Here is a 12,739-nt window from a genome sequence, read left to right as displayed (position 1 = left end):
AAGAGAAAAGATAACTGATTGTATGAAAGTTTTATTTTATCATTCCACCTTTTCATGGTATTATTTATTTCCCACCACACACGGGAATAGTAAACTTAGTTCATTCAAAATAGGAGCGTTGGTATTATGCAGTGTGTTGAAACAAACAACTTAAAACAGTTGTTAGAACAAGTCAAACCATATACAAAAAAAGGGAAACTTGCTACTTATATCCCCGAATTAGGAAATGCAAATCCAGACGATTTAGGAATTGCAATTTACCATAAAGAAACCGAGTATGTTCATGCTGGGAGCTCCCAAATGCTTTTTACCCTTCAAAGTATTTCAAAAGTAATTACACTTGCTCTTGCCCTGTTAGACCGCGGTGAAGAATATGTATTTTCTAAAGTTGGAATGGAGCCAACGGGGGATCCATTCAATTCCATTATTAAATTAGAAACAACAAGCCCTTCTAAACCCCTTAATCCAATGATTAATGCAGGTGCACTAGCAATCACAAGTATGCTGAAAGGAGCGAATAACGAAGAAAAAATAGAACGAATTCTCAATTTCGTACGTGAAATCACGGATAATCCTACTATTCATTATTCTGCAAAAGTTGCTACTTCCGAGCTAGAAACGGCTTATTTAAATCGTTCGCTCTGTTACTACATGAAGCAAAATGGTATTATCGATAACGATATTGAAGAACTAATGGATTTATATACACGCCAATGTGCAATTGAAGTGAATTGTATTGATTTAGCACGCATCGGTTTAATTTTTGCAATGGATGGCTATGATCCCTATAAACAAAAACAAATTATCCCAAAACATATTACGAAAATTTGTAAAACATTTATGGTAACTTGCGGTATGTATAATGAATCTGGAGAGTTTGCCATCCGTGTTGGAATCCCCGCAAAAAGCGGTGTTGCTGGCGGCATTTTCGGCTGTGTCAAAGGAGAAATGGGCATTGGCATTTTCGGGCCAGCATTAGATGAAAACGGAAATAGCATCGCTGGATTTAAAATATTAGAACTGCTATCAGCTCAAGAAGGCTGGAGTATTTTTTAATGACAATGTTCAAAAGAGGTACCTTATTTCTAGTAAAATAAGGTACCCTCTTTTTATTATGCATATTTCACTCACTTCTGAATAATATAGTACAACCTAGTGCTATACTTGGTGGAGGTGTAAAAATGAAATTGATATTCCAAATGGCTAAGCAGCCTGTTTTGGAAAAAACAATCCTTCTCTTTATACTTAGTATTGTAGAAAGCTTAAAGCTAAAAGTTGTTTCCCTAGATGAAGCACATCGATACATATTTAATTTAGACGTCCTCGAGTTATTAATGGATCGTAATATTGATGATCAAGTATTAGAACTCATTCATTTCGGAATGAGCCTTGAGGACATTCTTCATGTCCTTCCAGAAGAGCTTGAACAAAGTGTTGAAGAGTTGAAATGGCGCTGTATTCAAGTTCTTAGTGAATACGAAATGTATGAAGAATCCCAACAATTAATCGAAGATATCCGCTAAAAAAGCACCTATATAGGTGCTTTAATGTTTCTTTAAACTATTTTTATACGTTTCAATATTAACAGGTAATTCTTCCTCTTCTAACGTATGCTCATTTACATCCTTATGAATGAATGCTCCTTTAGGCGGCTGATGATCATGCCCTTTTTTCTTATGGTCAAATGCTTTGCCACGTCCCATATCCATCCCCCTTTCTAGTTATGAAATCAATATTAGTATGAAGAAAAAGGTGTCGATATATGCAGTACTTTGGTGTATTCCCAAGGAAATACTCGAATTTTATTTTTCTGTATCCTGTTTACATTAATTGATCAATTCCGATTAAAATCAATAAAATCCCAGCAATGATTGTCGCCCATTTTCCTAAGTATTCTGCAAAAAATCTTTTTCCGATATAAGAAAAAGCGCTAATACAAATAAAACTAAATGCTCCTGAAATAATAGCCGTCCACCAAAGATTTAAATTAGTTACTCCCGCATCAAATCCTCCGGCAATATTATTAATTGACAATGCAACACCTAACACAAGTGCTTCAGAAAAACAAATCGTTTTTGAGCCATCAAAATCAGCATTCTCTGGATTACGTAATATGCCTATCATACTCCTCTCTTTCTCTAATCCTTCTGCTGATTTATTTAATAAGGGCTGGCATAAAACAAAGATTCCAATGCTTCCAAGAACAAGCGCTCCAATTAAATTTGCCATAAAATCTGAAATAAATAATGAAATCCAATTCCCAAATAAACCAGCTAACAAAGTAAAAAGAAATCCGAAAAAAGCGATAATGAAGTTGTTAAACCAAGAAATACGAATATTACGAATCCCGTATGCAATTCCTACACCCGCATTATCTAAATTAGAAGCAATCCCTATTAATAAAATAGAAAATAATCCTGCCGAACTCATCAACATTCACTCCTTCATTGCTATTTTCCATGCATATTATGCAAATATTGAGCAATTGTGCCTGTCAGGTTCATATACTGATAATAAAAACTCAACATTTGTTCAACACTTTCGAAACAAGAAGGAGTGCTAAACTATGTCTACGGAAAATCCGAATGATAAGCTTGGCGCATTACTAAGGAAATTATTAAAAGAACGTAATCTATCTATGCGTCAATTAGGAACACTCACAAATATTGATCCATCAACGATTTCACGAATTATAAGTGGTAAACAACAAGCAAAGCAAAAACACTTACAAAAGTTCGCTGAATGTTTAAAAGTCCCACCACAACTGTTATATGATGCACTGCATTCAGCTTCTTCCCCTATCAAAAAAGAAAAAATCGATATGTATAACTCCATTGATACGATTCAAGATACCCTACAGTCATCGAACCTTTTTGATTATGATTACACAACAATACGCGTCAAACAAGAATTGGAAAACTATGAACGGTATGCGCAAACGACAGAAGGGCAAATGCGTATTCATGAAAGCTTCTCAACAAAATTAAAGCAAATTGATAGCACAGGCCCCTTTATTGAGCAACTAACAGAAATGTATCAACAATTTTGCAAAGATACGATTTCTGAAACAGAACGTGCTGTAATCGGAAGTGCTTTATTGTATTTTGTTTTATCAACAGACATTATCCCAGATTATATATTTCCTATTGGTTATTTAGATGATGCAATCGCAGTTGAATTAGTCAAAGAAAAGCTAGCTCATTTGCGGAAAGAGCTGTAGAGAATATAATGGAACCTGTGCCAAACTATCATAAAACATGACAGTTTGGAGACAGTTTTTCCATGCTATATCGACCAGACAACAAAATTCGTCACCTTACCTCTATAAACAAGCCTGCAAAAAAAGAGACTGTTTGCAATTTTACAGTCTCTTTCACCATTTAAAAATCAACCTTTTCTAAATACAATCCATTCGCATCCGCAAGGCAATTAATCTGATTCCTTTGTTTTGCTTCTAAAATTTGCGGAATTGCTTCAGCATCAAGCTGTCCTAATCCGACTTCAATTAATGCTCCAACAATTTTTCTTACCATATTGTGAAGAAAACCATTTCCGCTCACTCGAATTTGAATAAACCCTTCGCTTTCAAAAACATCGAGTACGTATATTTCCCGAACCATTGATTTCTTTTTTGATTTCGCATTTGAAAAAGCAGTAAAATCATGCGAACCAATGAAATAGCGAGCTGCTTGTTTCATGTTTTCAACATTTAACTTTTTAGGAACATGCATACTGTATTTACGCATAAATGGATTCGTATGTTCCTCATTCCAAATTTTATATAAATATGTTTTTGTCTTTGAGTTGTAGCGAGCGTGAAAACGTTCAGGAACCTGCTCCACATCCGTGATGCTAATATCGTTTGGTAAGTATTGATTTAAATATTTTTTCACTTTCGTTTCCACTAATTTTTCATCGACCTTAAAGTTCGCTACTTGGTTTAGAGCGTGTACCCCAGCATCTGTTCTGCTACAGCCGATAATTTCAATTTCTTGTCCAATCATTTCTGACAGTACACTTTCAATTTTTCCCTGGATTGTATTATCGTTATTACCAAGACGCTGCCAGCCTTTAAAGCGTCCGCCGTCATATTGAATTGTGAGTTTGTAGTTGTTCATTTTATTCTCCTTATTTTCTAACAAGCCTAACCACATTCTCCACATGTGCTGTATGCGGGAACATGTCCACTGGCTGTACATATTCCACTTCATAGCTCTTCATTAATGTTTTTACATCGCGTGCTAGTGAAGATGGATTACAAGAAACGTATACAACTGTTTTTGGTTGTACTTTTAAAATGGTTTCAAGCAATTTATCATCACAACCTGTACGTGGTGGATCCACCACGATTACATCTGGGTGCCAGCCTTCTTTTACCCATTTCGGTAACCATTGTTCAGCTTTCCCTGCTTCATATTTCATATTTGTAAATCCGTGGCGTTTTGCATTTTTTCGTGCATCTGCAATTGCTTCTGGAATGACATCCATACCGCGCACTTCCGCTGCATCGTTTGCAAGCCACAGTCCGATCGTACCAACGCCACAATACGCATCTACAATTTTTTCTTTTCCTGTTAATGCTGCTGCTTTTTTCGCTTCATTGTAAAGAACAACAGTCTGCTCTGGATTCAATTGGAAAAAGGCACGCGCTGATAATTCAAATGATAAATCGCCGAGCGTTTCTTGAATGACTTCTTTCCCAGCTAAGTGGAACGTCTTATCCCCAAAAATAACAGATGTTTTACGTCCATTTACATTTTGCATAATAGATTTCACAGCTGGCATTTGTTTTTGTACTTCTGCAATAAACTGCTCTTTATTTGGAAATTCGTCTTTTGCCGTAATTAACGTAATTTGCACTTCTCCTGTTTGGACTGCTACACGTGTAACAATTGTACGGATAAGCCCTTTCCCTTTCCGCTCATTATAAATAGAAATGTTTAGCTTCTCTAAAATACGTCTAACGACTTTCGTCGCTTCGTTTGTTGCTTTATGTTGAATCATACAATGCGCAATATCAATTAGACGATGTGAATTTTGCTCATATAATCCTGTAATAACTTTTTCGTCTTTTCTTCCTACTTGTAATTGACTTTTATTACGATAGTGCCATGGGTCTTTCATACCAAGCGTCGGGCGAATCTTCTCTTCCAAACTATTCTTCATATACTTTTGAAATGCTTGTACAACGATATCACGCTTCTGATTTAATTGCTCCTCATAATCTAAATGCTGGAGCTGACAACCACCGCATTTATCATATACTGGACACGGAGCTTTCACGCGATGTGGGGAAACTTTACGAATGTTTTTCACTTTTGCTTCCGCAAAACCGCGCTGAATTTTCGTTGTCTCTGCAACCACTTCTTCACCTGGTAATGCTCCTGGAATAAAGACAACTTGTCTCTTAAAATAACCAACGCCCTCTCCGTTAATCCCAAGACGCTTAATGGTCACTGGAAACGTTTGGCCAACTTGCAATTTGCTTTCATGTTGCTTTTGCACGATTATTACACCTCTACTCTATACTTTTCCATAAATATAACGCTGCATAACTACAGTATGGTTCACACTCTTGTTTTATTTGTTCTAAAAGTGCATCATCTGGCTTATTGTCTAATTGAAATAATCTTTGTAGTGCACGCTGAATTCCGATATCTGTTTTGGGAAACATATTTCGACGCCCAAGTCCAAATAATAAAAAATTTTGCACTGTCCATGCTCCAATTCCTCGTACTGGTAACAATTGTGCAGAAACTTCTTCCTCTGTTTGTTTTTCTAACTTTGACAAATTAAGCTTACCTTCCACAATCTGTTTTGCTAATCCGATCATATACTCCGCTTTTCGTTGACTAAACTTTTGTCCTCTAAGTTCTTCTATTGAAATCTTTGCTACTCTTTCTGGCGTTGGAAAAAAGAAAACGTCATTCTTCTCTGTTCCATATGTCTTTACAAATTGTTCCGTAAGAACAGTAGCAAACTTTAAATTAACTTGTTGGTGAATGATACATCGAAGCAGACAAGCAAAATAATCAAATTCTAAAATAAGCGGTGTATACGCATATGTTTCAAAAAGTGGATGTAGTGATGTGTTTTGAAAATGGTCTTGTATCTTTTGCAAAGATTCATTCCACTGGAAGATAGTATAAATCCGTTCCATAACTTGTTCGCGCTGACCTGTCTCGCTCGAAATCCAAAATTGTGGTTTCTCGATTGTTCCTAGCCCTTGTATGCGAACAACAATTTGTTCTCCATTTATAAACAGTGGAACATACACGATTTTCTCATCTAATTGAACACGATGTAATGGATCAAAAGATAAGCGTCTTAATACTTCTTCAAAATGGTACGGACTCTTTAACGTAACATGTTCACTCCACATACGTTTCCCCATCCTTTTTACACATCATTATAGCATGAGAAAACCGCAAGCATACATGCTTACGGTTGATTGCGTTTTACTAAATCATCTAGACTTTTAAAATGATACCCTTTCTCTCGTAAATCATCAATGATTTTCGCAAGGGCTTCTGCATTATCTTTTGATACGGCATGTAATAAAATAATCGCACCTGGATGAACCATATTCATCACATTATCATATGCATATTGCCATCCTCTTTGCTCGTCTACTTTCCAATCAATAAAAGCAAGTGACCAAAATACATTGTAATACCCCATTTCTTTTGCAAGCGCCAATGTGCGTTCACTGAAAATACCGCGCGGAGGACGTAAATATTTTACTTCCTTTTGCTTTGTTACTTTTTTAATTTCATCTGTTACACTTTGTAGCTCTTCTTTTAACTTTGCATCATTGACGGTTGTAAGATCCGGATGTGTTTGTGAATGGTTACCAATAATATGTCCTTCATTTACCATTCGCTTTAATAAATCTTTTTGCCCTTTCACATAATGTCCTGTTACAAAAAATGTCGCTGGTACTTTCTTTTCTTTTAATACATCTAAAATTTTTTCAGTATATCCATTTTCATAGCCATTATCAAATGTTAAATATATATCTTTTTTAGTCGTATCGCCTAAATAAAAGCCACCATTATTACGAAGTAAATCCATAAACTTTTTCCCCGCATCCGGCGGAGTCTCGCTTTTAGCTCGCGGGATTCCCCAATGATTCGCCTCATTCGTATAAGCAAAAGCAAACTTCGGTACAAATGCCATTATAATCATTAAAATGAGACCTATATATAAATATCTAAACTTCATACATACTCTCCTTTCCATATGTCATCGTATCGGTAGTTTCTGTTTTTAATCTTCCTTTCATGCTGAGCATATTTTTCTACATATACCAAAAAATGCATCTCCAGTAACTCGAGATGCATTTTTTTCTTTCTTTATTTAAATACCGGTTCTTTGAACTCCTCCAACTTTTCAAGTGATGTTTTATCCACGTCAGCATGCAAGCTATTACCATGAGAATCCATTGTTACAACTGCTTTAAAACCATCAATGCGTAAATGCCACATTGCTTCTGGAATACCAAACTGTAGAAAATCTACATCTTTTACTTCTTTAATACATTCGGCATAATACTGCGCAGCACCGCCAATTGCATTTAAATAGACACCGCCATGTTCTTTCAGTGCAGCTAATGTCTTTGCACCCATACCACCTTTACCAATGACTGCACGGATACCGAATTTCTTCATAATATCTCCTTGATATGGTTCTTCACGGATACTTGTTGTTGGGCCTGCCGCTTTAATTTTCCAGTTCTCATTTTCATCTTTCACTACAACTGGCCCACAATGATAAATGATTTGACCATTTAAATCTACAGGGCAGTCATGATCCATTAAATGTTTATGAATCGCATCACGACCTGTGTACATCATACCGTTAATTGTTACAACATCCCCAACGCGCAGTTCACGAATTTGTTCTTCTGTAATTGGGGCTTGTAATACGATTTCACGTTGTTCTTGTTTTTCTTGTACAGCCTCTTGTTGAAGCGTATCTTCTCCTTCTTGATATAACCACTCGATAATTTCACCTGTTTCTGGGTGAAGTGTTACACCAAGACGGCGATATGCCCAACAATTATACGCTACAGACACATAGAAGCTCGCTGGCAAACGATTGTATACTCCAATTTTACAACCAAGTAAAGTCGTTTCTCCACCAAATCCCATTGTACCAATCCCAAGTTTATTAGCATTCTCTAATACATATTCTTCTAATTTCTGCAATTCTGGAATTGGATTCACATCATCTAATGGACGGAATAATTGATTTTTAGCTAATTCATATCCCGACGTGCGGTCTCCCCCGATACCGACACCAATTACACCTGCACTACATCCTTGTCCTTGTGCTTGATATACCGCATGAAGAAGACATTTACGAATCCCTTCTAAATCACGTCCTGCTCGTCCAAGCCCTTCTAGTTCGCAAGGCAAGCTATATTGAATATTTTTATTTTCACAGCCGCCCCCTTTTAAAATTAAACGAGCATCGATATAATCTTTTTCCCACTGTTCAAATTTGATAACAGGTGTTCCGGGCCCTAAGTTGTTTCCACTGTTGTCTCCAAAAAGGGAATCGACAGAGTTCGGACGTAATTTTCCATCCTTGGTCGCCTGCTCAAGCGCACTATAGATAGCTTCTTTCATTTTTAATTGATTCACACCAACTGGTGTATAGATTTTAAATGTTGGCATCCCTGTATCTTGGCAAATTGGCGAAATGTTGTCATCTGCCATTTTAATATTCTTTGTAATTGTGCCAAGTGCCATCGCGGAACGAGTCCCTGCATTCTCTCGTTCCTTTGCTTGTTGAATTGCACGACGAACATCCTTTGGTAAATTCGTCGACGTTTCAACAATAAGTTGATACATGCTTTCTTGAAGCTTTTCCATTGTTACTTCCCCCTCAATTGTGAACGCTACCAAAACGTCGTTAGATGAAAACTTCATTCTATCCTTCCTTGTTTGTATGTCTATCATCTGAAAGTAAAATGAAATTTTTCACAACTTGATTATACCCTTTTTTTTATATTCATTCTATTTGATAAAACAAATTCTCTCTGGTTTCTAAAATGATAAAGTACAACTTTAATCAGTAAGAGGGACTTCACTCCCCACTGATTATGAGCCTTCACCAACTTGAACTTCTATAAAAGAAAAAATGACCTCCAACATATCATTGGTGGTCACTTTCATATATTATTAATCTTTTTTAAATTGCTCACATTTTAGTTCTAATTCATCTAACATTGCAAGAAGACGATCTACATCTTCTAATTCCACTTCTTCTGGTTCAATTGAATCGATTACTTCAATGAACATATTTAAACGTTCTTTTAAATATACTAATTGCGAATCTTTATCATGAATTGCTTTTCCCACGAAAGCACTCTCCTTTTTATTCGAGTTGTTTTCATTATACCGCAAAAATGATTGACATGAACATGCCTTTTTATCAATTTTTGTACATAATATTATTCTATACAAATAAAAATATAAAAAAATTTCTTATTTTTTAACACGTCTTAAGTAACTCTACAATTTTTTGTTATGAAAAGTTTCACTTTATAAAATGTCTATATTCTTCTATTATAGAGAATGGACAAATTGTTATTCCAATAGTCAAAGGAGTATTTCATATGAGTATATCACAAACAATGAAGCCGATTACTCCTTCTTACGATCCATGGGAAGCGTATATGGACCTTGAAGAGTACGGCAAATTACTATTAACAAACGTTGAGTTTACAACGACAACGTTATGCAATATGCGCTGTGAACATTGCGCTGTTGGGTACACACTGCAACCTAAAGATCCAAATCCGCTTCCAATGGAGCTTTTATTAAAACGATTAGATGAGGTGCCTCATTTACGTTCTCTAAGCATCACTGGTGGAGAACCTATGATGTCAAAAAAATCCGTCGACAACTATGTAACACCACTCTTAAAATATGCCCATGAACGAGGCGTTCGCACTCAAATTAATTCAAACCTAACTATAGATTTAGCCCGTTACGAACAAATTATTCCTTATTTAGATGTGTTGCATATTTCACATAACTGGGGAACGATTGATGATTTCGTTGAAGGTGGTTTTGCAATGATGGCCCGCAAACCTACTTATGAACAACGTGCAAAACTGTTTGAGCGCATGATTACAAATAGTAAAGCTTTATCAGATGCCGGTGTTATCGTTTCCGCAGAAACAATGTTAAATAAACGTACATTACCACATATTGAAAACATTCATCGTCAAATTGTTGGAGAAATGGGATGTAAGCGTCATGAAATACATCCAATGTATCCAAGTGACTTTGCTAGCAATCTTGAAATTCTAACAAAAGCTGAAATCCGAAGCGCAATTGAACATCTATTAGCTATTCGGGATGAAAACGTATGGATGTTATTCGGAACGCTACCATTTTATGCATGTAGCGATGATGAACGTGATTTAGCTACTCTAAAAAAACTGCATGAGAGCAAAAATGTAACTGTTCGTAATGATCCAGATGGGCGCTCCCGCTTAAATGTAAATATCTTTGATGGCAATATTATCGTTACTGATTTTGGCGATATTCCCGTTCTCGGCAATGTACAAACAAATACATTACAAGAAGCATACGACAAATGGTACAGTTCCAAAACAGCAAAATCATTAAGCTGCCATTGTCCAGCTGTAAAATGCCTTGGTCCAAATATTCTTGTCAAAAATAGTTACTATCAAAATGAAGATTTCTTAACAAAAAAAGCGAAGATTACATTGTAAGAAAAACGTCAGCTTCCTATAGCTGACGTTTTTTCTATTGCGGATGTGGTGATGGGATGAATTTAAAGGATAAATAATCTTGAATTGGAATAGCGGCTCCAATTCCTTGTGATGTTACATTTTTAACAACCAATCTCTTTTGATTGCCCTTCAAAACAAGATATACCTCACCAAACGTAACTTTTCCTTTTTCATTTACCGCTGGCACATACGCATATAAATATCCCATTTGTTTCGGACTAATTTTGTACACTCGTTCATGATGAGTTCCATATCCAATTGTGGTTTTAAAAGAAAGAGGCAATTGAACTTTTTCAGAAGCCTTTAACAACATCATAGCTTTCACATCTGCCGCATCTTTAATAGGCGATGTTAGATTTCCTTCTATCGTTTTTTGAATCTCCTGCTTATAGCGAAGCGGATGCACCGCCTCTACTCCTCTATTATCATACACGTTACGATTTACTTGTTTATATTCCCAATTCATTGTTGTATCTGTTGATTCATAATGTAATGGCCACTGTCCTAAATAAATTTTTGCTTTATATCCGATTGCAAGTGGTGCATTTGAAATTGAAGTTTCATTTAACATCCGAATTAAATCTGGATTTTCAATTTTAATACTTGATGTTTTTAACAATTCTTGCGCAAGCTTACTTGGTTGCAAACGTGGTAAATCTTGTGTTTCATTTGAATACGTATTATCTTTTGAAATATTTAAAACAGATGATGGCATCTTAACTTGCAACGTCGTCTTGGCAAGACTATTACAAGGAAATAATAATATTAGTGTGGCTATTGTTAAAAGCCATATACTGTACACTCTTTTCACCTGTCTGACTCCTTCCTAATTAACAGCATCAAAATGATTTACTTTATTTATTCTTTTCTCTCTTCCTCATTGTTATCCGCCTTTCTTCACAACAAGTAAAAACCAATTCCCATAATAAAATAAGCAGCTAATAAAGTGCCTCCTTCAAACCAGTTTGTATCCCCATCATTGGAAATTGCAATGGTTAAAAATACAGCTGTAATCATAGAGATGAGTTCTGGCACTGTAAATACTAATGGCATTTTTATCGTGAAGAACATTGAAAGTAGCACGAGTACAGGAGCAACAAACATGGCAATCTGTAAAGTAGAACCAATCGCTATTTCAACAGCGATATCTACCTTATTTTTATATGCCATAATAATCGCCGAAGCATGTTCAGCAGCATTCCCAACAATGGCAACGATAATAACCCCAATAAATAATTCTGACCACCCAAAAGATTTTGCGACTGTTTCAAATGTATGCACAAGTGCTTCTGAAACGTAAGCAACTGCCACTGTTGAAATTGCTAAAATAAGCAATGCTTTTCCTTTTGACCATTCCGGTTCTTCTTCATGTTTTGCATCATCACTGCTATGCTGATATACACCGCGATGTGTAACCAATTTAAAAAACAGAGCTGCTAAATACATAATGATCATAATAATGGAAACGCCAATACTTAATTGATGTGTCTTTTCAATGTCCATTTTCATTGAAAAGACTTCTGGAATAACGAAAGCAACAACGACTGCAAATATTAATAATGCTGAATTATGCCTTGCATCATACACATTGAAACTTTGTCTTTTATATTTCAGTCCCCCCACAAAAAAAGAAAGACCTCCTACTAATAATAAATTTCCAAGAACAGACCCTGTTAATGAGGCTAATACAACTTCTATCAGTCCTGCTCGTAAAGCAAAAATAGAAATAATAAGTTCTACTGCATTTCCAAAAGTTGCATTCAATAGCCCTCCAATTCTTGGACCTGATACAATTGCTAAACTTTCAGTTGCCCTTCCCATAAAAGCAGCTAAAGCAACAATTGTTAAACAATAGACAGCAAACATAATTGTTTGTGGCCAGTGCATTGTTTTTCCTAAAATTGAAAGCGGTACCCCAACAATTGTCAATATAAGAAAAATTTTATTAAACATCCTGTTCACCCT

14 protein-coding genes are annotated in these 12,739 nt (G+C 35.9%); 4 read left to right on the top strand and 10 right to left on the bottom strand.

The features are described 5' to 3' along the window. Window positions 1-126: 126 nt before the first annotated feature. Together glsA and MR056_RS12275 are read left to right on the top strand one after the other, a co-directional pair. Window positions 127-1,056 (top strand): glutaminase A, encoded by a 930-nt coding sequence (gene glsA, locus MR056_RS12280; protein WP_011983538.1) that lies wholly within the window; start codon window positions 127-129, stop codon window positions 1,054-1,056. 125 nt (window positions 1,057-1,181) lie between these two features. Next, complete coding sequence (locus MR056_RS12275) at window positions 1,182-1,523, top strand: DUF3969 family protein (RefSeq protein ID WP_011983537.1); 342 nt, start codon at window positions 1,182-1,184, stop codon at window positions 1,521-1,523. 21 nt (window positions 1,524-1,544) lie between these two features. On the opposite strand, the gene MR056_RS12270 is transcribed toward MR056_RS12275, so the two are convergent. After that, window positions 1,545-1,703 (bottom strand): hypothetical protein, encoded by a 159-nt coding sequence (locus tag MR056_RS12270; RefSeq protein ID WP_000532411.1) that lies wholly within the window; start codon window positions 1,701-1,703, stop codon window positions 1,545-1,547. A gap of 118 nt (window positions 1,704-1,821) precedes the next feature. Next, window positions 1,822-2,430 carry a manganese efflux pump gene (locus MR056_RS12265; protein ID WP_011983536.1) on the bottom strand — a complete coding sequence of 203 codons (609 nt, stop codon included), beginning with the start codon at window positions 2,428-2,430 and terminating at the stop codon, window positions 1,822-1,824. Between the two features lie 136 nt (window positions 2,431-2,566). Between MR056_RS12265 and MR056_RS12260 the strand changes: the two genes are divergently transcribed. Further along, the gene (locus MR056_RS12260; protein WP_087097654.1) at window positions 2,567-3,220 is read left to right on the top strand and encodes a helix-turn-helix domain-containing protein; all 654 of its coding nucleotides are present in this window, start codon (window positions 2,567-2,569) and stop codon (window positions 3,218-3,220) included. A gap of 160 nt (window positions 3,221-3,380) precedes the next feature. Here the strand turns inward: MR056_RS12260 and truA are convergent, their stop codons facing one another. From truA to MR056_RS12230, 6 genes are all read right to left on the bottom strand, one after another. Beyond that, on the bottom strand, window positions 3,381-4,118 hold the full coding sequence (gene truA / locus MR056_RS12255) for a tRNA pseudouridine(38-40) synthase TruA (RefSeq protein ID WP_087097668.1): 738 nt from the start codon (window positions 4,116-4,118) through the stop codon (window positions 3,381-3,383). A 10-nt stretch (window positions 4,119-4,128) separates the two neighbouring features. Further along, complete coding sequence (rlmD, locus tag MR056_RS12250) at window positions 4,129-5,508, bottom strand: 23S rRNA (uracil(1939)-C(5))-methyltransferase RlmD (protein ID WP_048724251.1); 1,380 nt, start codon at window positions 5,506-5,508, stop codon at window positions 4,129-4,131. Between the two features lie 10 nt (window positions 5,509-5,518). Continuing rightward, entirely contained in the window at window positions 5,519-6,382 is an 864-nt protein-coding gene (locus MR056_RS12245; RefSeq protein ID WP_048724252.1) for a DNA-3-methyladenine glycosylase family protein, read from the bottom strand. A gap of 59 nt (window positions 6,383-6,441) precedes the next feature. After that, window positions 6,442-7,224 carry a delta-lactam-biosynthetic de-N-acetylase gene (gene pdaA, locus MR056_RS12240; RefSeq protein WP_011983524.1) on the bottom strand — a complete coding sequence of 261 codons (783 nt, stop codon included), beginning with the start codon at window positions 7,222-7,224 and terminating at the stop codon, window positions 6,442-6,444. 131 nt (window positions 7,225-7,355) lie between these two features. Next, a complete protein-coding gene (fumA, locus tag MR056_RS12235) occupies window positions 7,356-8,879 on the bottom strand; it encodes a class I fumarate hydratase (protein WP_087097652.1) in 1,524 nt (507 codons plus the stop codon). 309 nt (window positions 8,880-9,188) lie between these two features. Then, window positions 9,189-9,368, bottom strand: coding sequence for an SE1561 family protein (locus MR056_RS12230; RefSeq protein ID WP_011983522.1), 180 nt, complete (start codon window positions 9,366-9,368; stop codon window positions 9,189-9,191). A 257-nt stretch (window positions 9,369-9,625) separates the two neighbouring features. Here MR056_RS12230 and yfkAB point away from each other — a divergent pair, with 257 nt between their 5' ends. Further along, a complete protein-coding gene (gene yfkAB, locus MR056_RS12225) occupies window positions 9,626-10,753 on the top strand; it encodes a radical SAM/CxCxxxxC motif protein YfkAB (protein WP_011983521.1) in 1,128 nt (375 codons plus the stop codon). Window positions 10,754-10,787: 34 nt separating this feature from the next. Here the strand turns inward: yfkAB and MR056_RS12220 are convergent, their stop codons facing one another. Next, window positions 10,788-11,585, bottom strand: coding sequence for a YfkD famly protein (locus MR056_RS12220; RefSeq protein ID WP_041809408.1), 798 nt, complete (start codon window positions 11,583-11,585; stop codon window positions 10,788-10,790). Between the two features lie 86 nt (window positions 11,586-11,671). Continuing rightward, window positions 11,672-12,727 (bottom strand): calcium/proton exchanger, encoded by a 1,056-nt coding sequence (gene cax, locus MR056_RS12215; RefSeq protein WP_011983519.1) that lies wholly within the window; start codon window positions 12,725-12,727, stop codon window positions 11,672-11,674. Window positions 12,728-12,739 lie beyond the last annotated feature (12 nt).

The organism is Bacillus cereus group sp. BfR-BA-01360, from assembly GCF_022663595.1.
Lineage (GTDB): Bacteria > Bacillota > Bacilli > Bacillales > Bacillaceae_G > Bacillus_A > Bacillus_A cytotoxicus.
The sequence above is the reverse complement of the archived record's forward strand: the minus strand, read 5'-3'. Positions and strand labels throughout refer to the sequence as shown.